We start from the raw sequence: 25184 nt of genomic DNA, 5'->3' as shown, positions 1-25184 counted from the left end.
CGATTTTCTTAACCCATGACACCGCGGAATTCGTGGACACCGGTTTCACGTGCTATAACGAATAAACTGGAGAACGTGTTTTTACTGGTAGCCGCGGTAACCCCCGCGGCGGCACTGATCTCGACCGAACGCAGGCAGTGGCGTCGGCACCTGGCGATCATCTCGCCGTGCGCGACGCCGTCTCTGTTTGACCGGTGCAACGTGGAAGGAGCGGGGCATGGCCAACACGCCTAACCTGAACAATGGGAAACGACGCTCGATCTCACGTTTGGTGCGCTTCGCAGGCCGCGGCAGCACCCCGAGCACCTCGCCGACGCTGGAACCGCTGCTGCGTACCGTGAAGTCCAAGCACCCCAAGGCGGACCTGGACCTGCTGGTCCACGCCTACGAGGTCGCCGAGAAGTACCACGAGGGGCAGAAGCGCAAGAGCGGGGACCCCTACATCACCCACCCGGTGGCAGTGGCCACGATCCTGGCCGAAATGGGCATGACCGGCTCGATCCTCGCCGCCGCCCTGCTGCATGACACCGTGGAGGACACCGAGTACTCCCTGGAGTCGGTCAAGAAGGAATTCTCCGAGGAGATCGCGATGCTGGTGGACGGCGTCACGAAGCTGGACAAGGTCACCTACGGCGACGCGGCCCCGGCCGAGACGGTGCGCAAGATGGTGGTGGCGATGTCCCGCGACATCCGGGTGCTGCTGATCAAGCTGGCCGACCGACTGCACAACGCCCGCACCTGGCGCTATGTCTCGCCCGAATCCAGCTCGCGCAAGGCCAAGGAAACCCTGGAGATCTTCGCGCCGCTGGCCCACCGCCTGGGCATGAACACCGTCAAGTGGGAGCTGGAGGACCTGTCCTTCGCCGCGCTGCACCCGCTGGTCTACCAGGAGATCGTGCGCATGGTGGGGGACCGCACCCCCGAACGCGAGAAGTACCTGGCCAACATCCGCCAGACGCTGGACAAGGATCTCGGCGAAGTGGCGATCCACGCGTCGGTCTCCGGCCGCCCGAAGCACTACTACTCGATCTACCAGAAGATGATCGTGCGCGGCAAGGACTTCGACGACATCCACGACCTGATGGGCGTGCGCATCCTGGTGGACAACGTCAAGGACTGCTACGGCGCCCTCGGCGTGGTGCACGCGCAGTGGAACCCGCTGCCCAACCGCTTCAAGGACTACATCGCGATCCCGAAGCTGAACCTGTACCAGTCGCTGCACACCACCGTGATGGGCCCCGAGGGCAAACCGGTGGAGATCCAGATCCGCACCCACGACATGCACGTGCGCGCCGAATACGGCGTGGCCGCGCACTTCCAGTACAAGCACGGGCAGCACGCGAACTCCATGCTCTCCCCGGAGCAGAACATGGACTGGCTGCGCTCCCTGATGGAATGGCAGGCCGACACCGAGGACTCCGAGGAGTTCCTGGACGGGCTGCGCTACACCATCAGCTCCGCAGAAGTCTACGTCTTCACCCCGAAGGGCGACATCATGTCGCTGCCGGTGGGCGCCACCCCGGTGGACTTCGCCTATTCCATCCACACCGACGTCGGGCACCGCACCATTGGTTCCCGCGTGAACGGCAAGCTGGTCCCATTGCACACCGAGCTCAAGCAGGGCGACGTGGTGGAGGTCTTCACCTCCAAGGCCGAGGGCGCCGGGCCCTCCCAGGACTGGCAGAACTTCGTCAAGTCCCCGCGCGCCAAGGCCAAGATCCGCGGCTACTTCTCCAAGGAGCGCCGTGAGGAGGCGATCGAGAAGGGCAAGGAGCTGCTCACCAAGGAGCTGCGCCGCAACCAGCTGCCGCTGCAGAAGCTGATGACGCACGACCTGCTCTCCGCAGTGGCCAGCGAACTGCACCACTCGGACATCTCCGCGCTCTACCAGTCGGTCGGCGACGGGCACACCAGCGCGCAGAACGTCATCGAGCACCTCACCGCGCTCATCGGCCCTCCGGAGGCCGAGCAGGTCGACGAGGAAGCCGACGTCAAGGTCAACGCCCCCACCAAGCGGACCGGGAACGACGCCGGCGTGATCGTGGAAGGAGTGGGCGACGTGCTGGTCAAGCTGGCCCGCTGCTGCACCCCGGTGCCGCCGGATGAGATCCAGGGCTTCGTCACCCGCGGTGCCGGCGTCTCGGTGCACCGCACCGACTGCCTGAACCTGGCGCAGCTGGCCGGAGAGCCGGACCGCATCGTGAACGTCTCCTGGGCTTCGAAGCACAACGGGGTCTTCCTGGTGGAAATCCAGGTCGAGGCGCTGGATCGCAAGTCGCTGCTTTCAGACGTGACCCGGATCCTCTCCGAGAACCACCTGAACATCCTCTCCGCCTCGGTGCAGACCAGCAGGGAACGTGTGGCGATTTCCCGCTTCTCCTTCGAAATGGGCGACCCGAAGTTCCTGAGCCACGTGCTGAACCAGGTGCGCCGGATCGACGGCGTGTACGACGTCTACCGCACCACCGCAGGCTCCCGGCGCTAGCTAGGCCGCGGCCGGCCGGTCCCCGTCCAGCTGGCGCTCCGGGGCGAAGGACTCGACCAGCCGCAGCGCCCGGGACACCTCGGGCTGCGCGGGATACTGCGCCAGCCGCTGCGCCACCGCATCCAAATGCAGGAACTTGTCCTGAAGCCGCACCACCTCCGCCAGCACCCTGGTGGCGCTGGGCAGCGGATCGTAGGCCGCGCAGTCGCACACCGTGCGCAGCAGGCTGGTGACCTTCACCCGCTGGCGGAAGATGATCTCCTCCTCGGCCAGCTCGAGCTGCGAGAAGCTCACCTGCAGCCCGTTGCCCGGGCGATAGGGCCGCCGGTAGCCGGGCGAATTGATCCGCAGCGCGAAGGTGTAGGGCAGCAGCCCGTGCACCCAGGCGGCGGTCTCGCGGCAGATCACGTCGTGGCGCTGCAGCTGGCGCCCGGAGACGAACGCGGCGATCCGCGCCCGCACCCCGGCGTCGTACCTGAAGAACATGGGCACGAAGCAGTTGCCCATCGCCTCGCGCACCAGGCCGCGCCCGGCCATGGCCCCGAGTTCATTGCGGCTGAACAGCTCGCCGGCAATCAGCAGATCCTCCGGAATGCGCAACGCGGCGGCGCACCGTCCAGAAGCCGTGGGATGTAGATTCTCCATAGGGCTACTGAAGCAGGTGACGCCGCCGCGTTGGCGGTGCACAGGCGAACTGTGGATTATTACTCGAAGTCGGCTGCCGACTTCTCCAGGGTGCTCAGCCACATGCGGCGGGCGTCCAGGGCTTCCTGGGCCGAAGCGATCTGCTTGGCGTTGCCCTTCGCCTGCGCGGCGGCCAGGTCGGCCTCCAGTGCGGCAATGGTCTCCTGCAGCTGCGAGAGCATGGAGTTCGAGCGGGCCTTGGTCTCCGGGTTGGAACGGCGCCACTGCTCTTCCTCGGCGCTCTTCACGGCGTCCTCCACCTGGCGCAGCGCCGACTCGATGCGCTGCAGGTCCCCGCGCGGCACCTTGCCGGCGTCTTCCCAGCGGCCGCGGATCGAATCCAGCTTGGCCTTGGCGGCGGCCAGGTCGTTGATCGGCAGCAGCGCGCGGGCTTCCTCCAGCAGGGCTTCCTTCACCACGAGGTTGGCGGCGAATTCGGCGTCCACGGCGGCGTTGGCCTCGGCGCGGGCCTGGAAGAACACGTCCTGGGCGGCGCGGAAGCGGCCCCAGAGCTGGTCGTCGTCCTTGCGCGAGGCGCGGCGCGACTTCTTCCACTCGTCCATGAGCTTGCGGTACTCTGCGGCGGTAGCGGCCCAGTCGGTGGAGTTCTGCAGCGCCTCGGCGCGCGCGATCAGCCCCTCCTTGACTGCCTTCGCGGCGGCGTTGGTGGAATCCAGCTGCGAGAAGTAGGCGCGGCGGTGGCGGTCGAAGGTCGTGCGGGCGGCGCGGAAGCGCTTCCACAGGGCGTCTTCGGTGGCGCGCGGCAGGCGTACCGAGGAGCGCTGGGTCGCCTTCCAGTTCTCGAACAGCTCGTTCATGGCCGCCGAGGCGGTCTTCCACTGGATCTGCTCAGGGCGCTTGGCGGCCATGGCTTCGGCCTGCTCGACGATGCCCTCGCGCACGGCCAGCTGCTCGGCGCGGGCGGCCTCGTTGGCCTGGCGCTGGGCGGCGGACAGCTCCTGCACCGCCACGCGCACGGTTTCCAGCCGGGATTCCAGCAGCGCGATGTCGCCGACCATGTGGCGCTCGGCCACGGCGGCGGCCAGCGCGTCGATGGTCTTGCCCATCTCGCCGGCCGGGGCCTTGGCTGCCACACGCTGCTCGAGCAGCATCAGCTGGGAGAAGACGTCGTCATATTTGCGCACAAAGTAGGCCAGGGCCTCCTCGGCGGTCGCGTCCGGGTACTGGCCGACCGGGTGCTCGGCGCCGTCGATGATGACGAATACGTGGCCGTCCTCGGCGACGCGGGCGAACTTGGCCGCTTCGTCAAGGGGCGTGGAATGCACGACTGGCTGGGCTACGACCGGCTTCGCGGCAGGCTTTACGGCCTGCGGCACGGGGGTCTTCTGGCTGTCGTCGGATTGCTGACTGGTGGTCACCGCTGAAACTCTTTCACTTTTTGCGCTGTACTTGCTCAGCCAACTCTACCTGTGACCTCCGCTTCTTAGTAAGCCGACGTGCGCAGGTTTCTTCGTGTTGGCGCTATAAGATGGGTAGGTGGCGCGTTCGCACGGCGGTTTGCGCGCAGTTTTTGCCTACAGCACGATGCACCAAGGAGTTTCATGGCACGCAAGGCCTCCCTATCAGGTTTCCCCGAATGGCTTCCGGCCGAGCGGGTGGTCGAGCAGCATGTGCTCGACACCTTGCGCCGCACCTTCGAGCTGCACGGCTTCGCGAACATCGAGACCCGCGCCGTGGAAACCCGGGCGCAGCTGCTGCGCAAGGGCGAGATCGACAAGGAGGTCTACGGCCTTTCCCGCCTGGCCGCCGAGGACGACAAGGACGATCCGAACGCGCTGGCCCTGCACTTCGATCTGACCGTGCCCTTCGCCCGCTACGTGGTGGAGAACGCCGGCCACCTGGCCTTCCCGTTCCGCCGCTACCAGATGCAGAAGGTCTGGCGCGGCGAACGCCCGCAGGACGGCCGCTTCCGCGAATTCACCCAGGCCGACATCGACGTGGTCGGCGAGGGCACCTTGCCCTTCAGCTACGACGTCGAGCTGGCGCTGACCATCGCCGACGCCCTCTCCGCCCTGCCGATCGGCGACTTCCGGCTGCGCGTGAACAACCGCAAGCTCGCCGAGGGCTTCTACCGCGGCCTGGGACTCGACGACCCGGACGCGGTGCTGCGCGCCATCGACAAGCTGGAGAAGATCGGCGACGACGCCGTGGCCAAGATCCTCATCGAGGACGTCGGCGCCACCGCCGAGCAGGCGGCCGCCGCGCTGGCGCTGGCCAAGATCCGTACCATGGACACCTCCTTCGTCGAGCAGGTCCGCGCCCTGGGCGTCGAGCACGAGCTGCTGGACACCGGTCTGGACGAGCTCTCGCAGGTCATCGCCGCCGCCTCCAAGCGCGCCCCGGGCAAGGTCATGGCCGACTTGTCCATCGCCCGCGGCCTGGACTACTACACCGGCACCGTCTACGAGACCGTGCTGGTGGGCCACGAATCGCTGGGCTCGATCTGCTCGGGCGGACGTTACGAGTCGCTGGCCTCCAAGGGCAAGAAGACCTACCCGGGTGTTGGCCTGTCCATCGGCGTCACCCGCCTGATCTCCCGCATCCTCGCCGAGGAAACGGTGAAGGCCGCGCGTTCGGTGCCCTCGGTGGTGTATGTCACCCTCGCCCACGACGACTCCTGGCACGAGGCGCAGGACGTCGCCGCCGCGCTGCGCGGACGGGGGATCGCCTGCGAGGTGGCCTCCAGCGCGGAGAAGTTCGGCAAGCAGATCAAGTACGCAGATCGCCGCGGGATTCCGTTCGTCTGGTTCACCCACGCGGACGGCACCCACGAGGTCAAGGACATCCGTTCCGGCGAGCAGGTTTCCGCCGATCCGGCCGTCTGGGCCCCGCCGGCGCAGGACCTGTACAACACCGTCGGCTAGGCTCCGGCCGCCCTGCACCCGCACCGGGTGCACTAAACTCTTGCGAAGAAGAACTTCGCACTTTGTCGAATCGACCGAAAGGATCGTAGTGCTACGCACTCATCAGCTGGGCGTGCTAAACGCCGAGCACATTGGACAGCAGGTCACCCTCACCGGCTGGGTCGCCCGCCGCCGTGACCACGGTGGAGTGGCGTTCCTGGATCTGCGCGACGCCTCGGGCGTGGCCCAGGTCGTGGTGCGCGACGAGGAGGACTTCCACCCGCTGCGCAATGAGTTCGTGCTGCAGATCAAGGGCACCGTCGAGCGCCGCCCGGAAGGCAACGAGAACCCGAACCTGCCCACCGGCGAAATCGAGGTGATCGCCGACGAGGTGATCGTGCTGAACACCGCCGCGCCGCTGCCGTTCCAGGTTGATGAGCACGTCGAGGTCGGCGAGGAGGCGCGCCTGCGCCACCGCTACCTTGACCTGCGCCGCCCGACCCCGACCCGCAACCTGCGCCTGCGTTCCGAGGTCAACCGCGTGGCCCGCAACCTGCTCCACGACGAAGGCTTCGTGGAGATCGAGACCCCGACGCTGACCCGCTCCACCCCGGAAGGCGCCCGCGACTTCGTCGTTCCCGCCCGCCTGTCCCCGGGCAGCTGGTACGCGCTGCCGCAGTCCCCGCAGCTGTTCAAGCAGCTGCTGCAGGTCGGCGGCTTCGAGAAGTACTACCAGATCGCGCGCTGCTACCGCGACGAAGACTTCCGCGCCGACCGTCAGCCGGAGTTCACCCAGCTGGACATCGAGGCCTCGTTCGTCGAGGAAGACGACATCATCGCCCTGGGCGAGAAGCTGGTCAAAGCCATCTGGGCGCTGATCGACGTTGAGATCCCGACCCCGATCCGCCGCATGACCTACGCCGAGGCCATGGAGAAGTACGGTTCGGACAAGCCGGACCTGCGCTTCGGCCTCGAGCTGACCGAGATGACCGAGTACTTCGCGAACACCTCCTTCAAGGTGTTCCAGTCGGCCTACGTCGGCGCCGTGGTCATGCCCGGCGGCGCCTCGCAGCCCCGCCGCACCCTGGATGCCTGGCAGGAATTCGCCAAGCAGCGCGGCGCGAAGGGCCTTGCCTACGTGCTGCTCAAGGAAGACGGCGAGCTGGCCGGCCCGGTGGCCAAGAACCTCTCCGATGAGGAGAAGGCGGGCCTGGCCGCCGCCACCGGCGCCAAGACGGGGGACTGCATCTTCTTCTCCGCCGGCGACAAGGCCGAATCCCGCGCCCTGCTCGGCTCGGTCCGCGTGGAGATCGGCCACCGCACCGGATTGATCAAGGACGGCGACTGGGCCTTCGTGTGGGTAGTTGACGCACCGATGTTCGAACCTGCCTCTGCCGCGGTCGCCTCGGGCGACGTGGCAGTGGGCGCCGGCGCCTGGACCGCTGTGCACCACGCGTTCACCAGCCCGAAGCCAGAGTTCCTGGACACCTTCGACACCGACCCTGCCTCGGCCCTGTCCTACGCGTACGACATCGTCTGCAACGGCAACGAAATCGGCGGCGGCTCGATCCGTATCCACCAGCGCGACGTGCAGGAGCGCGTCTTCAAGCTGATGGGCGTGAGCGAGGAGCAGGCGCAGACCCAGTTCGGCTTCCTGCTCGAGGGCTTCAAGTACGGCGCCCCGCCGCATGGCGGCATCGCCCTGGGCTGGGACCGCGTGCTGCAGCTGCTCACCGGTTCGGAGTCCATCCGCGACGTCATCGCCTTCCCGAAGACCGGCGGCGGCTTCGACCCGCTGACCCAAGCTCCGGCGCCGATCACCGCGCAGCAGCGCAAGGAGGCCGGCATCGACTTCAAGCCCGAGAAGAAGAAGACCGACGCCGAGTCGAGGGCTGAGGCAGAAGCCAAATAGCCTTGGCCCAAGCTGCCTGGACGGGGCCGGGAGAATCCGCATGGATCCTCCCGGCCCCGTTGCCGTTAAGCCGGGCCCGTGCTGGCGCTTGCCATGGGAAAAAAACTGCACTAGGTTGAAAACTGATCTAGTAGGACGACTTCGGCGAGGCGGCGATGGGCAGCAATCCAGAACTCAGCACAACCGCGAAAATCATCAACTCCTACCCAGCGGGCGACCGCGAATGGGCCGAGCAATTCCATGCGGCCATGGTCATCGCCGATGCCACGCCGGCGCAGTGCGAAGAAGAGCTGCTCGCCCAGCGCGAGTGGATCCATGCCAGTGGCGAATCCGCCGAGCAGCTCCTGGGCAACGGCTGGATTTTTGGCAAGCATCGAGTGCGCGAAATCAAATCCCCCCAACAGCTTGGCCAGGATGAACTGCCCGTTGACAGCTTCCGCACGCTCGTTCTGGGATTCGGCCTCACCATCGGTGCCATGGCCGTCGGCTTCGGCCTCTGGATCGCATTCAGGGACGGCTGGCTCGCCTGGAGTTGGACGTACTGGCAGCTGGGTTGCTTCATCGCGGGAGGCTCCCTTGCCCTCATTGGAACGGGCTTCGCCTACCTGCGTCTCGCTTCGCGTTTCAAGGCGGCATGGCTGTTGTTGTCCGTAGGGCTTCCCACGACCGTCCTGGTGGCAGTGCCGCTGTTCATGATGGCCGGGGAGGATGCGGCGATCCCAGCGCCCAATGCCGTTGTCCCGATGCTTGGCCTGCTGCTCGCAGTGGGCGTCTTCTTCCTGCCAGAGGCGAGCGCGAAGCCGCATTCCCCAGCCGACGAGGCGGCCCTGAATCTGGATCCAGGTCTATGGTTTGCGCAGACCAGGAGAATCCTTCGTGGCCGCTACGGATTCACCCGGCGGGAAGCTGCCTCTGTGCTGGAAGAAGCCAGGCAGGGCTGGCACGAGAACTCCCAGGACGCGAACACCACGGACATCGTCAACGATCTGGGCACACCCAACGAATTCGCCATCCAGGCGGCGCCGGGCAATGCAGCCGCGGTGCATCGTCGCTGGATGCTCAAGAATTGCGCGCTGCTGCTGCTATTCGGCTGCTACCTGTCCGGTAATATAGGCGAAATATCCACCAACGGAATCTCGTGGTGGACTGCCTTCCTCGCCTTTTTGTGCATGCTGCTGCTGGCCTACTTCGCTACCAGACTGCTTCCCTCGCAGCGTGGAGAGCATGTTCAGGCGAAGCTGCGAGCCCTGCAACAGGCAGCCGATGCCGTCAGCGAACGCCAGGACAATATCTAGTGTTTGTAGAACCCTTCACAAGCAGCAACGGTCGCATCAGAACAGGCCGGGCATGACAAGCAATTCACATTTTCCTGCCGGTTGGCAGCGAGCCGTGCTGCCAACGCTGCTGCTGACCCAGCTCGAGAACGGTCCCGCCCATGGCTATGCAATTGCCAAGGCATTGGCCGCCGGGGGATTCGACCCGCCCAAGGGTGCAGCGCTCTATCCCGCGCTGGCAAAACTCGAAGCTTCCGGAGCAGTGAGCACGACGTGGGAAGAAGGCCAGGGCGGACCTGGACGCAAGGTCTACGAGCTGACACCGGCAGGGCGGGAACAGCTCGCCCGGCAGCTGCGGCTCTTTGCGGACTTCGCCAAGCTTGTCGTGGGTGAAAACTGAGAACTACGCCAAGTCCGCCGAATCCACGATGATCGTCATCGGTCCGGAGTTCACCAGCGACACGTTCATCATTTCCCCGAAGCGCCCCGTTTCCACATGCGCCCCGAGCTGGCGCAGGCAGCCCACGAAGTACTCGTACAGCGGTTCGCTCACCGCTCCCGGCGCGGCGGCGGACCACGAGGGGCGCCGGCCCTTGCGCACCGAGGCGTACAGCGTGAACTGGCTGATCACCAGCAGCGGCGCGTTCGTCGACTCGGCGCTGGCCTCGTCCTGGAGGATGCGCAGGCGCCAGATCTTCTCCGCGACCTTGCGCGCGGTCGCCTCGTCGTCCTCGTGGGTGACCCCGAGCAGGACCACCAGCCCCGGGGAGGGCAGTTCGCCGACGATCGATTCCTCGACCTCGACGTGGGCGGTGCTGGCGACCTGGATGACGGCGCGCATGTGATCCTTTCCAAGGCGGCGGGGTGGCGGCGCCCGGCGTGCGGGCGCAGCCTCCAGAGTATCGCTAGGCTGGGTGGGTGAGCGATTTGTTCGATGCCCTGGATGACGATGACTTTGCCGCCGCGCGCAGCGAAGGCGCAATCAATCGGCCGCGTCCGCCGCTGGCGGTGCGCATGCGCCCGCGCACCCTGGACGAGCTGGTCGGCCAGCAGCACCTGCTCGGCCCCGGCTCGCCGCTGCGCCAGCTGGCCGAGCACCCGGAAACCGGACCGGCAGGGCCCGCCAGCGTGATCCTCTACGGCCCGCCGGGCATCGGCAAAACCACCATAGCCCACGTGATCGCCCGTGCCACCGATCGCAAGTTCGTCGAGCTCTCCGCGATCACCGCAGGGGTCAAGGACGTGCGCCGGGTCATCGAGCAGGCCAAGGACGACCGCGATTTGCGCGGGGTCACCACGGTGCTGTTCCTCGACGAGATCCACCGCTTCAACAAGGCCCAGCAGGACGCCTTGCTGCCCGGGGTGGAGAACCGCGTGGTCGTGCTGGTCGCCGCCACCACCGAAAATCCCTCCTTCTCCGTCATCTCCCCGCTGCTCTCGCGCTCGCTGCTGCTGACCCTGCGCCCGCTGACCGACGCGGACCTGGCCGAGCTGGTGGACCGGGCCGTGTCCGACGAGCGCGGCTTCGACGGCCAGGTCGCACTGGATCCCGAGCAGCGCGAGGCGATCGTCCGGCTGGCCCAGGGCGATGCCCGGCGCGTGCTCACCGTGCTGGAGGCCGCCGGCGCCGTCGCCTGGAACGCCGCGGGCAAGGACGTGGCGCCGCCGGTGCAGGTCGAGGCTTCCCACGTGCACCTGGCCATGGACCAGGCCGTGCAGCGGTACGACAAGGACGGCGACCAGCACTACGACATCATCTCCGCGTTCATCAAGTCGATCCGCGGCTCGGACGTGGACGCGGCCCTGCACTACCTGGCGCGCATGCTGGCCGCGGGGGAGGACCCGCGCTTCATCGCCCGCCGCCTAATGATCTCCGCCAGCGAGGACGTCGGCATGGCCGATCCCACCGCGCTGCCGCTGGCGGTGGCCGCCGCCCAGTCCGTGGCGCTGACCGGCATGCCAGAGGCGCGCATCATGCTCGGCCAAGCCACCGTGCACCTGGCCACCGCTCCGAAGTCCAACGCCTCGTACAACGCGATCAACGCCGCGCTGGCCGACGTGAACGAGGGCCGCGGCTCGCTGGTCCCCGACCATCTGCGCGACGCCCACTATCCGGGCGCCACGGCGCTGGGCCACGGCACCGGCTACCTCTACGCCCACGACGCCCCGCATTCGATCGCCTCCCAGCAGTACCTGCCCGACGACCTGCTTGGCACCAACTACTACACGCCCACCGCCAACGGGGCGGAGAAGACCATCGGCGCCAGGCTGTCCCGGCTGCGCGAGATCATCCGGGCCAAGGACCCGCGCCGCAAACGCTGAGCTCCGCCCGGCCGCGGATGTGGGGCAAACCTCACCGCGGGCGCAGGCTCATTCGTGTAAACTTGAACTTTGGCTGGCAAGCCGCATTCTCCCCGGGCGACCGGGGCCTATGCGGTTGCAGTGTTTCATCGGGACGCGACGCCCAAGCACTCTCCGTCCGGGAGGCCAGTAGACTCCGTCGCTTAAATGAAAAGGACACATCAATGGCTAATGCCCGTGCCCGCCGTACCGTGCGCCTCTCGCGCGCCCTCGGCCTTGCCCTGACCCCTAAAGCTGAAAAGTACATGGAGCGTCGTCCGTACGGTCCAGGTCAGCATGGCCGCGCCCGCAAGAAGCAGGACAGCGACTACGCAGTGCGTCTGCGCGAGAAGCAGCGTCTGCGCGCCCAGTACGGCATCCGCGAAGTACAGATGCTCAACGCCTTCAAGGAAGCCAAGCGCCTCGGCGGCCAGACCGGTGACAACCTGCTGGCTCTGCTCGAGTCCCGCCTGGATGCCCTCGTTCTGCGTGCCGGCTTCGCCCGCACCATCCAGCAGGCCCGCCAGCTGGTAGTGCACCGCCACATCCTGGTCAACGGCCAGCGCGTGGACCGCCCATCGTTCCGCGTGAAGCCGGGTCAGCTGATCCACGTTCACGAGAAGAGCGAGAAGATGGTTCCGTTCCAGATGGCCGCAGCCGGCGAGCACGCACAGGTGCTGCCAGCCGTTCCTGCCTACCTGGACGTCAAGCTGGAATCCCTCCAGGCCACCTTCCTGCGCGCTCCTGAGCGCGCCGAGATCCCGGTGACCTGCGAAGAGAACCTCGTGGTCGAGTACTACGCACGCTAAACCCGTGCGCCAGATGGCCCGCAACCGATTTCCGGTTGCGGGCCATCCGCTTAACTACCTGTTCAGGCTCACACTTCGATAAGGTGGACTGGCAGCAAAAACCCAAGCAGAAGAGGAAGCACATGTCGGGTTCGGATATCGCAGGGCTCATCGCCGCTGGAGCGTTCGTCATATTGGTGGCAATCCTCGCGGTGCCGATCATCAAGTTGGGCAAGGTGTTCGACGAGCTGCGCAACTCGATCAAGGACCTGGCAGACGGAACCACCCCGTTGATCGGCGAGGTCACCAACACCGTCGCGACCACGAACGACCAGCTCAAGAAGGTCGACGCGATCACCTCCAACGTCTCCGACGCCACCGCCAACGTCTCGGCGCTGTCCTCCCTGGTCGCCGCCACCGTCGGCAAACCGCTGATCAAGGTCGCCGCCTTCACCGAGGGCGTCAAGGCCGCGATGAACTCCAAGCCCTCAGGCAAGGCCCGCCGCAGCCGCTAACCGCAGACGACCAACTGCCTCTCAGGCAAGGAGACTAGAATGAAAAAGCTCTTGTGGGTTTCGATCGGCGTCGGCATTGGCGTGCTGGCGTCCAAAAAATACACCGAAGTTTCCTCCGGGGCGGCCCTGAACCGCCAGGTCGGCAAGTACGCCGACCGCGTCTCGGAGATCGCGCAGGCATTCAGCACCGCAATGCATGCACGCGAAGAAGAATTACGTTCCGCCCTCGGCGTGGACTCAGCTAAATGAAGGGATCATCCGTAACACGATGAAAACGCAGGAAATTGCCCGTCGATGGGTCGACTTTTTCGTCTCCAAGGGCCACACCGCCGTGCCCAGCGCCTCGCTGGTCTCGGCCGACCCGTCCTTGCTGTTCACGGTGGCCGGCATGGTCCCGTTCATCCCTTACCTGACCGCGCGCGAAGAGCCGCCGTACACTCGCGCCACCTCGGTGCAGAAGTGCATCCGCACCGGTGACATCGAAGAAGTCGGCAAGACCGTGCGCCACGGCACCTTCTTCCAGATGTGCGGCAACTTCTCCTTCGGCGACTACTTCAAGAAGGAAGCCATCCACTTCGCCTGGGAGCTGCTGACCAACAGCCTCGAGGACGGCGGCTACGGCCTGGAGAAGGACCGCCTGTGGGTCACCGTCTACGAGGACGGCGACGAGAAGGACCTCGAGGCCCGCCGCATCTGGGAAGAGGAAATCGGCCTGCCGCGCGAGCGCGTCGTCGGCACCGGCAAGGAAGACAACTACTGGAACACCGGCCAGCCCGGCCCCGGCGGCCCCTGCTCGGAGATCTACTACGACCGCGGCGCCGAGTACGGCCAGGAGGGCGGCCCGGCGGTCGACGAGACCCGCTACATCGAGATCTGGAACCTCGTGTTCATGCAGTACCAGCTCTCGGCGGTGCGCTCGAAGACCGACTTCGACGTGGCCGGCGAACTGCCCAAGCGCAACATCGACACCGGCCTGGGCCTGGAGCGCCTGGCGATGATCCTGCAGGGCGTCGAGAACATGTACGAGACCGACCAGGTCCGCCCGGTGCTGGACAAGGCCGCGGAACTCGCCGCGATCACCTACACCTCCACCGAGGATCCCGAGGATCCGAACCACGCCAACGACGTGCGCCTGCGCATGATCGCCGACCACATCCGCTCCTCGCTGATGCTGATCTCCGACGGCGTCACCCCGGGCAACGAAGGCCGCGGCTACGTGCTGCGCCGCCTGATCCGCCGCGCCGTGCGCGCCATGCGCCTGATGGGCGTGGACACCGAGGTGCTTCCCGAGCTGCTGCCGGTCTCCCGCGACGCCATGAAGGGCGTCTACCCGATCGTTGAAGAGGACTTCGAGCGCATCGCCCGCATCGCCTACGCCGAGGAGCGCGCTTTCCGCCGCACCATCGCCTCGGGCACCACCCGTCTGGACGAAGCGCTGACCCATGCCAAGGCAGAGGGCCACGACCTCTCGGGCGACGACGCGTTCGCGCTGCACGACACCTACGGCTTCCCGATCGACCTGACCTTGGAGATCGCCTCCGAGGCGGGCCTGGCGGTCGACGAGGCGCGCTTCCGCGAGCTCATGAACGAGCAGCGCACCCGCGCCCAGAAGGACGCCAAGGCCAAGAAGTCGGGCCACGCCGACCTGTCGGTGTACACCGCGCTGGCCGAGGCCGGCCATGTGCACTTCACCGGCTACGACACCCTGGCCGGCGAGTCGAAGATCCGCGGCATCATCCGCGACGGCGCCGTGGTGCCGTTCGCCGAGCAGGGCCAGGAAATCGACCTGGTGCTGGAGGAGACCCCGTTCTACGCCGAATCCGGCGGCCAGGCCGGAGATGTCGGCCTGATCACCGGCGACGGCTTCGTGCTGGAGGTCACCGACGTGCAGGCCCCGGTCAAGGGCCTGAACGTGCACAAGGTCATCGTGCGCGAGGGCGAGCTGCCCGCCGAGGCGCTGGTGCGCACCCAGGTCGACGCGATCCGCCGCCACTCCGGCGAGCAGGCGCACTCGGCCACCCACCTGGTGCACGCCGCGTTGCGCCAGCTGCTGGGGGACACCGCCACCCAGGCCGGTTCCTTCAACAAGGCAGGCTACCTGCGCTTCGACTTCTCCTGGGCCGAGGCACTGTCGACGTCCGCCCGCAGCGAGGTCGAAGAGGTCGTGAACCTGGCGATCGCCGCCAACCACCAGGTCGTCACCAACGAGATGGCGCTGGCCGAGGCGAAGAAGCTGGGGGCGATGAGCCTGTTCGGCGAGAAGTACTCCAACGACGTGCGCGTGGTGGAGATGAACGGCGCCTGGTCGCGCGAGCTGTGCGGCGGCACCCACGTGGACTCCACCGCCCGCATCGGCCAGCTGACCCTGCTCTCCGAAGCCTCCGTGGGCTCGGGGAACCGCCGCGTCGAGGCGCTGGTGGGCATGGAGGCGTTCCGCCACGGTGCCGCCGAGCGCGCCCTGGTCTCCGAGCTCTCGGGCCTGTTCCGCGTGCCGAGCAACCAGGTCTCCGAGCGCGTGAACGAGACCGTGGCCAAGCTGAAGGCAGCGGAGAAGCAGATTGCGGAGCTCAAGAGCGCCGCGATGCTCGCGCAGTCCGCGCAGCTGCTGGAGAAGGTCGTCACCATCGGCGCCACCCGCCTGCTGGCGCACAACGCCGGCGCGGTCGATTCGGCCGATGCACTGCGCACCATGGCCCTTGACCTGCGCGGCAAGCTGGGTTCGGACGCCGCGGTGATCGTGCTGATCGGCGTGTCCAACGGACGCCCGCTGGTGCTCGCGGTGACCAACGAGGAAGCCCGCGCCAACGGCTTCAAGGCCGGCGCGCTGGTGCGCACCGCCACCGGCGTGCTCGGCGGCGGCGGCGGCGGCAAGGACGACATGGCCCAGGGCGGCGGCCAGGATGCTTCGCGCATCGACGACGCCCTGGACGCGATCCGCGCGGCGCTGGCCAATGGCTAGCATCGCGCTCGGCGTCGACGTGGGCCTGGCCCGCGTCGGCGTCGCCGTCTCCGACCCCTCGGGCTTGCTCGCCACCCCGGTGATGACGCTGCGCCGCGACGCGAAGAAGAACTCCGACCGCCGCCTGCTGCTGCGCATGATCGTGGACCGCGGTGTGTCCGAGGTCTACATCGGCGAACCCAAGGCCCTGTCCGGGAACGCCACGGAATCCACCAAAATGGCACGTGACTACGCCATTGCCTTGGTCGAAGAGGCAAATGCGGCTAGCATCGAGGTTGAGGTTTTCCTGGTCGACGAGCGCCTGAGCAGCGTCAGCGCCCACCGTGCGCTGCATGCCTCAGGCAAGAAGATGGCTTCGCACCGCGAGGTCGTCGACCAGGCCGCCGCGATCGAGATCCTGCAGCAGGTGCTGGACATGCGACGCAACAGCGTGCGTGTGCAGGCAAGCCGCGTGGTGCTGAAGTAGCGCCCGAACCCGGCAACCCGGGAACCCACCGGAGAAAAGAGAGTTGATGCGAGAGACGACCCGCGCCGAACGGCAGCGCGCCACCCAACTGGCGCTGTACGAGCGTTTCGCCGCGGGCTCGTCCTCGCATCCGGACCCTCTCGCCGCCCCCTCCGCGCCGGAGCTGACCGGGCTGGGCTACTACCAGCTGCAGCCGGTCGACCCGGAAACTTCCGGCACCGCGGGTGCCTCCGGCGCCCAGCCGGCCACCGAGTACATTCCAGTCGCCGCGCCCGCCGAGGGCCAGGCGGCAGACCCCGAACAGCAGCCGCGCAACGAGCAGTCCTACGACGACTACGCCGGGGGTTCGGCGCCCGCCGCGGACCTGGTCGGGGAACCGCTGGACGCGCAGGCCGAGGCCGGCAAGAAGCAGCGCCGCAAGCGCACCAAACGCCGCCGCAACTTGGTGATGCTCGCCGTGGTGCTGGTGTTCGCGCTGGTAGTCGCCGGCTCGGTGCTGACCGTGAAGTCAGTGCTCAAACAGTTCAACCCGGACGACTACCCCGGCCCCGGCGGGGAAGCGGTTGAATTCACCGTCGAGGACGGCTGGGGTGTGCAGGTCATCTCCCGCAAGCTCGAGGAGCTGGACGTCGTCTCCAGCGACAAGCTCTTCGCCCAGGCCGTGGAGCAGTCCACCGCGCCCAGCAAGGTCATCCACCCGGGCAACTACCTGCTCAAGAAGCAGATGCGCGCCGCGGACGCCGCCGGCGAGCTCATCAACAACAAGCCGGACAAGGTCTTCTACGTCGCGCTGAAGGCGAACCTTCGGATGCCGGCGGCGCTGGAGGAGATCGCCAAGGGCTCGGGCCTGGAACTGGCCGAGCTGACCAAGCTCGCCGCGCAGCCCCAGAAGTTCGGCCTGCCCGCCGAGGTGAAGAACCTCGAAGGCTGGCTGCACCCGGGCGAATACCGCTTCGCGCTGGACACCAGCGCGCAGAAGGTGCTGCAGTCGCTGGTCGACGCGACCAAGAAGTCGCTGAAGGCCGCCGGTGAGCCCGACCTGTCCAAGGGCTACCGCGCCCTGAAGGTCGCCTCGATCATGCAGGCCGAGGCCACCGTAAACGACTACCCAGCCGTCGCCGGCGCGATCGAGAACCGCCTGCACAAGGACAACACCGAAACCCACGGGCTGCTGCAGGTCGACTCCGCGGTGATCTACGGGCTGGACCGCTACACCCTGCAGTTCAGCGCCGAGGAGCGCGCGGACAAGTCCAACGCGTACAACACCTACGTGCACCCCGGGCTGCCGCCCACCCCCATCGGCTCGCCCAGCAACGACGCGATCAAGGCCGCGGTGAACCCCGCGCCGAACGACTACTACTACTGGGTCACGGTCAATACGCAGACCGGCGAAACCAAGTTCGCCGCCACCTACGCCGAGCACCAGCAGAACCAGGCCGAATTCCGCGCCTGGTGCGCCGCGAACGCCGACGTCTGCCAATAACCCCTCCAAGCGGCCCCGCTGCCCGCCGCGCCCCCGCGCGCACCGGGCCCGGGGCAGAAAGATCCGGGACACGCCATGGTGCACCCAGCACAGCCGCCGCAGGACAAGCCGCAGGACAACCAGCCGATCCAGCCGCTGCAGGCAGCCGTGCTGGGCAAGCCCATCGGACATTCCAAGTCGCCGGTGCTGCACCGCGCGGCCTATGAGCTGCTCGGCGCGCCCGTGCGCTACGAGGCGATCGAGCTGGACCCCGCGCAGGCCGCCGAGCACATCGCCCGCGTGCGCGCCGGGGGATGGGCCGGCTGCTCGGTGACCATGCCGCTGAAGGACGTGTTCGTGCCCTACATGGACGAGCTCTCCGACCGCGTGGCCCGGCTCGGCGCGCTGAACACCATCGTCGTGCGCGAGGACGGGACCCTGTTCGGGCAGAACACCGACGTGGACGGGCTGGTGCTCGCGCTGGCGGACTTCGGGCTCACGCGCTGCGAGCAGCCCACGATCCTCGGGTCGGGCAATACCGCGCTGGCCGCCATCGAGGCCTGCGCCGAGCTCGGCGCCCGGCGGCTGAAGCTGATCGTGCGCGACGCCTCACGAGCGAACCGCGCCACCGCCCTGGCCAGCTCGCTGGGCATCGAGCCGCAGGTGCTGGAGATCTCCGCACTGGACGGCCAGGCGGTCGAGCAGGACGAGCTGGTGTTCAGCACCCTGCCTCCGCGCGCCGCGGACGGCTGGATTCACAAGCTCGGCCCCGGCGCCGGCATCCTGCTGGATGTCGCCTATGATCCGTGGCCCTCGGCACTCGCCTCGTCCTGGGGCGGAACCATCATTTCCGGGCTGCACATGCTGGTGCACCAGGCGGTCGAGCAGGCCCGGGCCTTCAGCCGCATCGACTTCGATCAGGCGCAGCGCGAGAACGTCACAAATGCGATGTATGACTCCCTGGGGCTTCATCGACACGGTTAATGCGTGCAGGTCATGGCAAAATGGTGGACATGTTGCGTTGGTTGACCGCGGGCGAATCTCATGGCCCCGCCCTTGTAGGAATTCTTGAAGGTCTGCCCGCCGGAGTCTCGGTGGACAGTGAAGCAGTGCGCGATGCCCTCGCGCGCCGGCGCCTCGGCTATGGCCGCGGCGCCCGGATGAAGTTTGAAAAGGACCAGGTCACCTTCCTCGGCGGCGTGCGCCACGGCAAGACCCAGGGCGGCCCGATCGCGATCGAGATCGGCAACACCGAATGGCCCAAGTGGCAGAAGGTGATGAGCGCCGATCCGGTCGACCTGGACGAGCTGGCTTCGATGGCCCGCAACGCGCCGCTGACCCGCCCGCGCCCGGGGCACGCTGATTTCACCGGCATGCAGAAGTACGGCTTCGACGACGCCCGCCCGGTGCTCGAGCGCGCCAGCGCCCGCGAAACCGCGGCCCGCGTCGCCCTGGGCGAGGTGGCCTCCCGCTTCCTGGCCGACCTGGGCATCCAGCTCGTCTCCCACACCACCGCCGTCGGCGCTGTGTCCGCGCCGCAGGACGCCGCCCTGCCCACCGCCGCGGACGTCGCGGCCCTGGACGCCGATCCGCTGCGCTGCTTCGATAAGGAGACCTCCGCCGCGATGGTGGCCGAAGTCGACGACGCGCACAAGGCGGGGGAGACCCTCGGCGGCGTGGTCGAGGTGCTCGCCTACAACCTGCCCCCGGGCATCGGCTCCTACGTGCACTGGGACCGCCGCCTGGACGCGCGCCTGGCCGGGGCCCTGATGGGCATCCAGGCCATCAAGGGCGTGGAAGTCGGCGACGGCTTCGCCACCGCTGCCCGGCGCGGCTCCGCGGCCCACGATGAGATCGTGCGCGGCGACGACGGCACCATCCGGCGCGCCTCGAACCGCGCCGGCGGCATCGAGGGCGGCATGAGCATCGGCGAGGTGCTGCGCGTGCGCGCGGCCATGAAGCCGATCGCCACCGTCCCGCGCGCCCTGCGCACCGTGGACACCGCCACCGGCGAGGACACCACCGCGCACCACCAGCGTTCGGACGTTTGCGCCGTGCCGGCCGCCGGTGTCGTCGCCGAGGCCATGGTCGCCCTGGTGCTGGCCCAGTCGCTGCTGGAGAAGTTCGGCGGCGATTCGGTGACCGAGACCAAGCGCAACATCGACACCTACCTGGCCAGCATCCCGGACAGCCTGGAATCGACTGGCGTCTAGGCGCGCCCGAGGAACAACAACCGCATGATCTACCTCATTGGCCCGATGGCCAGCGGCAAGTCCACCGTGGGCAAGTCGCTGGCCGCCGCGCTGTCGCTGCCCTTCGTGGACACCGACGAGCTCATCGTCGCCGCCCACGGCTCCATCGCCTCCATCTTCGCCGCCCACGGCGAGCAGCGCTTCCGCGACCTGGAAGAGGAAACCCTGGCGGGCGTCCCCGAGGGCGTCATCGCCACCGGGGGAGGCGCGGTGCTGCGCGAGTCGAACCGCAAGGTCCTGGCCGGCGGCACCGTGGTCTACCTGGAGATGACCGCAGACGGCGCCGCCGCGCGCATCAAGGGCGACTCCACCCGTCCGCTTCTGGCAGGTGATCAGGCACTCAACGCCTGGAAGACGCTGCTGGCGGCCCGCAAGGACATTTACGAATCAATCGCTGACGTGCGCATATTGGTCGACGGCAAGCCAGTTCTACAAATTGTCGAAGAGATCGCGGCCCGACTTGGGCGTATGTGATTAGTGCCACGAGATGGCATATCTGCCCGTGTGCAGGGCTACGCTTGAAAAATCAGCACCATCAGGAGGTTTTAAACTGATGCCTTTAGCACCAACCACACTGCAGGTCACCGGAACCACCCCGGCGGAATCCTATCCCGTCCTGGTCGGCACCGGATTGCTGGGCCAGCTGCCCGAGCTGCTCGGGCCCGCAGTCAAGAAGGTCCTGGTGATCCACCCCCGCGCGCTTCGGGCCACCGGCGACGTGGTGCGTGACGACCTGGCCAAGGCCGGCCTCGAAGCGCTGACCGCGGAGATCCCGGATGCCGAAGAGGGCAAGCACATCCAGGTCGCCTCCTTCTGCTGGGAAGTCCTGGGCAAGAACGACTTCACCCGCTCCGACGCCATCGTCTCGGTAGGCGGCGGCGCCGTCACCGACGTCGCCGGCTTCGTGGCAGCCACCTGGCTGCGCGGCGTGAAAGTCGTCCACATCCCGACCTCGCTGCTGGCCATGGTCGACGCCGCCGTGGGCGGCAAGACCGGCATCAACACCGCCGAGGGCAAGAACCTCGTCGGCGCCTTCCATCCGCCGGCCGCCGTGCTGGCCGACCTGGACGCGCTGGCCACCTTGCCGAAGAACGAACTTGTCACCGGCATGGCCGAGATCGTGAAGACCGGCTTCATCGCCGACGAGCGCATCCTGGAACTCATCGAAGAGGACCCCCAGGACGCGATCGACCCTTTTAGCGAGCGCCTGCGCGAGCTGATCGAACGCACCATCGCGGTGAAGGCGGACGTGGTTTCCCGCGACCTGAAGGAATCGGGCGACCGCGAATTCCTGAACTACGGCCACACCCTGGCCCACGCCATCGAGCTGGCCGAGCGCTACCAGATGCGCCATGGCGCAGCGGTCTCCATCGGCCTGTGCTTCGCCGCAGAGCTTGGCCGCTCGGTGGGCTACACCTCCGACGCGGTCGCCGACCGCCACCAGAGCATCCTGAAATCCCTGGGGCTGCCGACCACCTACCGCAACGACCGCTGGGCTTCGCTGCTGGACGGCATGAAGCGCGACAAGAAGGCGCGCGGCAGCCAGCTGCGCTTCGTGGTGCTGGAGGACATCGGCCGTCCACGCATCTACGAAGTGCCGGACAGTTCGCTGCTCTTCGCGGCCTACCAGGAAATCGGGGAATAAGCATGGGCGACTACACCGCATACGCCATCGACGTCGCATCGGTGAACCGCGAGGGCGTCGGCACCTCGATCAACGGCGTGTTGATCGATCCTGAAACCCTCAAGCCGTACATCGCCGACGCGGAAGCCGCCGAGCAGCAGATGCAGGTCGGTTCGCCGACCGACCGGGTTGTCATCCTGCTGGCCCGCGGTGAACTAGCCGCGGCCGGCGAGCTGATCGCCGAATCGCGCCTGCTGGATCCGACGAACGCCCATTTGCGTGTGCTGGACACCGAGCTGACCCGCATGCAGGGCAACTTCGACCGCGCGATCAACCGTCTGCGCAAGCTGGCCGAGGAGTTCGCCGGCACCTTCTACGAGCCGCTGATGCACCAGCACCTCGGTTTCAGCTTCTTCGCGAAGGGCGACTACAAGGCCGCCGCGACCCGTTTCCGCAAGGCCATGGAGCAGCGCATCGCCATGAACGACGACGCCTACCTGGTCAACGCCTCGAGCACCTGCCTGCAGATCGCCGAGGAACGCGCCGCAGCGTAGCCGCCAGTGCCCCGAACGGGCGCTGCGCGGTCGCGCGTAATGCGCGCCACCGCACGAACACACGCCAGCGGGCCCCTGATGGGGTAAACTGGTCAATGGATTTTTGACAATGCCGGCCCTGCGCAGGCGAAAATAGAGGATTGAGGAACCGTGGCGGATACAACCGACATCAAAAACGGCCAGGTCATCAAGATCGACGGCCAGCTGTGGACCATCATCGACTTCCAGCACGTGAAGCCGGGCAAGGGCGGCGCGTTCGTCCGCACCAAGATGCGCAACGTCATCTCGGGCAAGGTTCTGGACAAGACCTACAATGCCGGCACCAAGATCGAGCTGGCCACCGTCGACCGCCGCGACTACCAGTACCTCTACCAGGACGGCGAAGACTTCGTCTTCATGAACCTGGACGACTACGACCAGATCACCGTCGCCGGCGCCACCGTGGGCGACGCCGCAGGCTACATGCTGGAAAACCAGGAACTGACCATCGCCATGCACGACGGCAGCCCGCTGTACCTGGAACTGCCTGCCTCCGTGGTCCTGGAGATCACCTACACCGAGCCGGGCCTGCAGGGCGACCGCTCCTCGGCCGGCACCAAGCCAGCCACACTGGAAACCGGCAAGGAGATCCAGGTGCCGCTGTTCGTCGAGCAGAACACCAAGGTCAAGGTCGACACCCGCACCGGCGACTACCTGGGTCGTGTCAACTAGTGCGAGCCCGAGCCAAAGCCCGACGCCGCGCCCTCGAATTCCTCTTTGAGGCCGAGGCGCGCGATGTTGACCCCATCAAGGTGGCCATCGCACGCCGCGAGAACTCCGACATCAGCCTGAACGAGTACTCGATGACCCTGCTTGAAGGGGTCATGGCGCATCTGGACCGCATTGACGAGGTGCTGGAAAGCTATGTCAAGGACTGGACCATCGACCGCATGCCCGCCGTCGACCGTGCGGCCCTGCGCATCGGCGTCTGGGAACTGCTTTACAACGACGACGTGCCCGACGCGGTTGCCGTGTCCGAGGCGGTCATCAACGTTCGCGAGCTGTCCACCGACGAGTCGCCTGAATTCGTCAACGGCGTTCTGGGCCGCATCCAGAGCGTCAAGGACACCCTGATCGACTAGCACTCCGCACGTCTTCACGCCGCAGCCTGAACCCCCGTTCCCGGGGGTTCGGGCTGCGGCTTTTTCATGCCCTGTCGCTGCCTGGACGCTAGCGCACGGCAGCGCTGGAACGCACCGCCGGGCATGTGGTGAATGCGACAACAGCCCCCGGCGCTGCGCCGAATCCTGCAGGTTGCCCGGGATTGCGCGAGGGTTGGCGGCGCCGCCTTACGACGCCGTGGCGCAATTCACGCCGTATTCACCCTCATGCATACCCTTGCGCTCGAGAATCGGTCTTCACCCGTGATAATTTGAAGTAGCAATATTCCTTTAAGACCGTCCCGTGAGGCGGAGAAGGGAGAGGTGCACAGCATGAATGAAAATTCAGCGTCGGACGGTGCCCGTACGGTTCTTACCGGGGACGACATCGAACGTGTACTGACCCGCGTGGCCTTCGAGATCATCGAGGCCAACAAAGGCATCGAGGACCTCGTTCTCCTCGGCATCCCGCGCCGCGGCTTCCCGTTAGCCCAGCGCCTGGCGGCCCGCATCGCGGCTTCCGCCGACACCCCCATCGATCCGGCATCCTTGGTCGGACAGCTCGACATCACCCTGTACCGCGATGACCTGCGTCATTCAACCACCCGCACCCCAGAGCCCACGAAGCTGCCCGCCGGCGGCATCGACGGCAAGGTCGTGGTGCTGGTGGACGACGTGCTCTACTCCGGCCGGACCATCCGCGCCGCCCTGGACGCCCTGTCCGACTGGGGCCGCCCGCGCATCGTGCGCCTGGCCGTGCTGGTGGACCGCGGACACCGCGAACTTCCCATCCGCGCCGACCACGTGGGCAAGAACCTGCCCACCGCGAAGAGCGAGAAGGTGCGCGTGCACCTGGAAGAGATCGACGGAACCAATGAAGTGATGATCGAGGCTGCTGAATGAAACACCTGCTATCGACCGCCGACCTCTCGCGCGAGGAAGCGGTCAAGATCCTCGACATCGCCGGCGAGATGCGCGAAGCCGGAACCCGCGTGGTCAAGAAGCTCCCGGCCCTGCGCGGGCGCACCGTGGTGAACCTGTTTTTCGAGGACTCCACCCGCACCCGCATCTCCTTCGAGGCGGCCGCCAAGCGGCTGAGCGCGGACGTCATCAACTTCTCCGCCAAGGGCTCCTCGGTGTCCAAGGGCGAGTCGCTGAAGGACACCGCGCAGACGCTGCTGGCCATCGGCGCCGACGCCGTGGTCATCCGCCACCCGGACTCCGGGGCACCGGCCCGCCTGGCCGCCACCGACTGGATCGACCTGCCGATCATCAACGCCGGCGACGGCACCCACGAGCACCCGACCCAGGCGCTGCTGGACGCGTTCACGCTGCGCCGCCAGCTGGCCCTGCGCGACGGGGTCTCCGCCACCGGGCTCGGCCTGGACGGGCTGAAGGTCGCGATCGTCGGAGACATCCTGCATAGCCGCGTGGCCCGCTCGAACCTCTGGCTGCTGAACACCCTGGGCGCCTCGGTGACCATGGTCGCCCCGCCGACCCTGCTGCCGGTGGGCGCCGAGTCCTGGCCGTGCACCATCAGCTACGACCTGGACCAGGTCATCGCCGAGGGTGTTGACGCGCTGATGATGCTGCGTGTGCAGGGCGAGCGCATGAGGGCCGCCTACTTCCCGAACCCGCGCGAATACTCGCGCTACTGGGGGCTGGACGACGCCCGCCTGGGCACGCTTGACGCGGCCGGCGCCGAAACGCTGATCATGCACCCGGGCCCGATGAACCGCGGCTTGGAGATCTCCTCCGCGGCGGCCGATTCCCCCCGTTCCACCGTGCTCGATCAGGTCACCAACGGTGTGGCCGTGCGCATGGCAAGCCTCTACATGCTCCTCTCCGGCGACCTGATCTAAGGAA

The 25184-nt window shown here is 67.1% G+C and carries 24 protein-coding genes; 21 read left to right on the top strand and 3 right to left on the bottom strand.

Translation table 11 applies throughout. The features are described 5' to 3' along the window. Window positions 1-217 precede the first annotated feature (217 nt). On the top strand, window positions 218-2485 hold the full coding sequence (locus C1H84_RS00820; RefSeq protein WP_047119196.1) for a RelA/SpoT family protein: 2268 nt from the start codon (window positions 218-220) through the stop codon (window positions 2483-2485). Here C1H84_RS00820 and C1H84_RS00815 read toward each other — a convergent pair whose 3' ends face one another. After that, window positions 2486-3130: a hypothetical protein gene (locus C1H84_RS00815; protein ID WP_146955793.1), complete on the bottom strand. Its 645-nt coding sequence runs from the start codon at window positions 3128-3130 to the stop codon at window positions 2486-2488. Window positions 3131-3189: 59 nt separating this feature from the next. Beyond that, window positions 3190-4548, bottom strand: a complete 1359-nt coding sequence (locus C1H84_RS00810) for a DUF349 domain-containing protein (RefSeq protein WP_113606286.1) — start codon at window positions 4546-4548, stop codon at window positions 3190-3192. 183 nt (window positions 4549-4731) lie between these two features. Between C1H84_RS00810 and hisS the strand changes: the two genes are divergently transcribed. From hisS to C1H84_RS00790, 4 genes are all read left to right on the top strand, one after another. After that, window positions 4732-6054, top strand: a complete 1323-nt coding sequence (gene hisS, locus C1H84_RS00805) for a histidine--tRNA ligase (RefSeq protein WP_047119193.1) — start codon at window positions 4732-4734, stop codon at window positions 6052-6054. Between the two features lie 88 nt (window positions 6055-6142). Beyond that, window positions 6143-7945, top strand: coding sequence for an aspartate--tRNA ligase (gene aspS, locus C1H84_RS00800; RefSeq protein WP_113606285.1), 1803 nt, complete (start codon window positions 6143-6145; stop codon window positions 7943-7945). Between the two features lie 155 nt (window positions 7946-8100). Continuing rightward, entirely contained in the window at window positions 8101-9240 is a 1140-nt protein-coding gene (locus tag C1H84_RS00795; protein ID WP_113606284.1) for a hypothetical protein, read from the top strand. Window positions 9241-9292: 52 nt separating this feature from the next. Further along, window positions 9293-9619 carry a PadR family transcriptional regulator gene (locus C1H84_RS00790; RefSeq protein ID WP_047119190.1) on the top strand — a complete coding sequence of 109 codons (327 nt, stop codon included), beginning with the start codon at window positions 9293-9295 and terminating at the stop codon, window positions 9617-9619. Between the two features lie 3 nt (window positions 9620-9622). On the opposite strand, the gene dtd is transcribed toward C1H84_RS00790, so the two are convergent. Beyond that, window positions 9623-10060 (bottom strand): D-aminoacyl-tRNA deacylase, encoded by a 438-nt coding sequence (gene dtd, locus C1H84_RS00785; protein WP_053798172.1) that lies wholly within the window; start codon window positions 10058-10060, stop codon window positions 9623-9625. 77 nt (window positions 10061-10137) lie between these two features. On the opposite strand from dtd, the gene C1H84_RS00780 reads away from it, so the two are divergent. From C1H84_RS00780 to C1H84_RS00705, 16 genes are all read left to right on the top strand, one after another. Next, window positions 10138-11541 (top strand): replication-associated recombination protein A, encoded by a 1404-nt coding sequence (locus tag C1H84_RS00780; protein WP_113606283.1) that lies wholly within the window; start codon window positions 10138-10140, stop codon window positions 11539-11541. Window positions 11542-11744: 203 nt separating this feature from the next. Continuing rightward, the gene (gene rpsD, locus C1H84_RS00775; protein WP_047119187.1) at window positions 11745-12368 is read left to right on the top strand and encodes a 30S ribosomal protein S4; all 624 of its coding nucleotides are present in this window, start codon (window positions 11745-11747) and stop codon (window positions 12366-12368) included. A 122-nt stretch (window positions 12369-12490) separates the two neighbouring features. Further along, the gene (locus tag C1H84_RS00770; protein ID WP_047119186.1) at window positions 12491-12862 is read left to right on the top strand and encodes a DUF948 domain-containing protein; all 372 of its coding nucleotides are present in this window, start codon (window positions 12491-12493) and stop codon (window positions 12860-12862) included. Between the two features lie 39 nt (window positions 12863-12901). Further along, on the top strand, window positions 12902-13111 hold the full coding sequence (locus C1H84_RS00765; RefSeq protein WP_047119185.1) for a hypothetical protein: 210 nt from the start codon (window positions 12902-12904) through the stop codon (window positions 13109-13111). 19 nt (window positions 13112-13130) lie between these two features. Beyond that, entirely contained in the window at window positions 13131-15821 is a 2691-nt protein-coding gene (gene alaS, locus C1H84_RS00760) for an alanine--tRNA ligase (protein WP_047119184.1), read from the top strand. Next, complete coding sequence (gene ruvX, locus C1H84_RS00755; RefSeq protein ID WP_047119183.1) at window positions 15814-16287, top strand: Holliday junction resolvase RuvX; 474 nt, start codon at window positions 15814-15816, stop codon at window positions 16285-16287. Before alaS ends, ruvX begins: the two co-directional genes overlap by 8 nt. A 46-nt stretch (window positions 16288-16333) precedes the next feature. Then, entirely contained in the window at window positions 16334-17770 is a 1437-nt protein-coding gene (gene mltG, locus C1H84_RS00750) for an endolytic transglycosylase MltG (protein WP_052772375.1), read from the top strand. Window positions 17771-17845: 75 nt separating this feature from the next. Beyond that, window positions 17846-18733: a shikimate dehydrogenase family protein gene (locus C1H84_RS00745; RefSeq protein ID WP_052772374.1), complete on the top strand. Its 888-nt coding sequence runs from the start codon at window positions 17846-17848 to the stop codon at window positions 18731-18733. A 29-nt stretch (window positions 18734-18762) separates the two neighbouring features. Then, the gene (aroC, locus tag C1H84_RS00740; protein ID WP_047120738.1) at window positions 18763-19962 is read left to right on the top strand and encodes a chorismate synthase; all 1200 of its coding nucleotides are present in this window, start codon (window positions 18763-18765) and stop codon (window positions 19960-19962) included. A gap of 24 nt (window positions 19963-19986) precedes the next feature. Further along, entirely contained in the window at window positions 19987-20475 is a 489-nt protein-coding gene (locus tag C1H84_RS00735; protein ID WP_047119182.1) for a shikimate kinase, read from the top strand. A 79-nt stretch (window positions 20476-20554) separates the two neighbouring features. Beyond that, entirely contained in the window at window positions 20555-21646 is a 1092-nt protein-coding gene (aroB, locus tag C1H84_RS00730) for a 3-dehydroquinate synthase (protein ID WP_113606282.1), read from the top strand. Between the two features lie 2 nt (window positions 21647-21648). Beyond that, window positions 21649-22179, top strand: a complete 531-nt coding sequence (locus C1H84_RS00725) for a tetratricopeptide repeat protein (RefSeq protein WP_113606281.1) — start codon at window positions 21649-21651, stop codon at window positions 22177-22179. A 150-nt stretch (window positions 22180-22329) separates the two neighbouring features. Beyond that, complete coding sequence (gene efp / locus C1H84_RS00720; RefSeq protein ID WP_047119180.1) at window positions 22330-22890, top strand: elongation factor P; 561 nt, start codon at window positions 22330-22332, stop codon at window positions 22888-22890. After that, window positions 22890-23300, top strand: a complete 411-nt coding sequence (nusB, locus tag C1H84_RS00715; protein WP_047119179.1) for a transcription antitermination factor NusB — start codon at window positions 22890-22892, stop codon at window positions 23298-23300. The genes efp and nusB overlap by 1 nt, the downstream gene beginning before the upstream one ends. A gap of 351 nt (window positions 23301-23651) precedes the next feature. Beyond that, entirely contained in the window at window positions 23652-24221 is a 570-nt protein-coding gene (pyrR, locus tag C1H84_RS00710; RefSeq protein WP_047119178.1) for a bifunctional pyr operon transcriptional regulator/uracil phosphoribosyltransferase PyrR, read from the top strand. Next, entirely contained in the window at window positions 24218-25180 is a 963-nt protein-coding gene (locus C1H84_RS00705) for an aspartate carbamoyltransferase catalytic subunit (protein ID WP_113606280.1), read from the top strand. Before pyrR ends, C1H84_RS00705 begins: the two co-directional genes overlap by 4 nt. Window positions 25181-25184 lie beyond the last annotated feature (4 nt).

It is taken from the genome of Glutamicibacter soli, from assembly GCF_003309065.1.
GTDB classification, from domain to species: domain Bacteria; phylum Actinomycetota; class Actinomycetes; order Actinomycetales; family Micrococcaceae; genus Glutamicibacter; species Glutamicibacter soli.
Note: the sequence above shows the minus strand (reverse complement) of the source record. Positions and strands in the feature narration are given on the sequence as shown.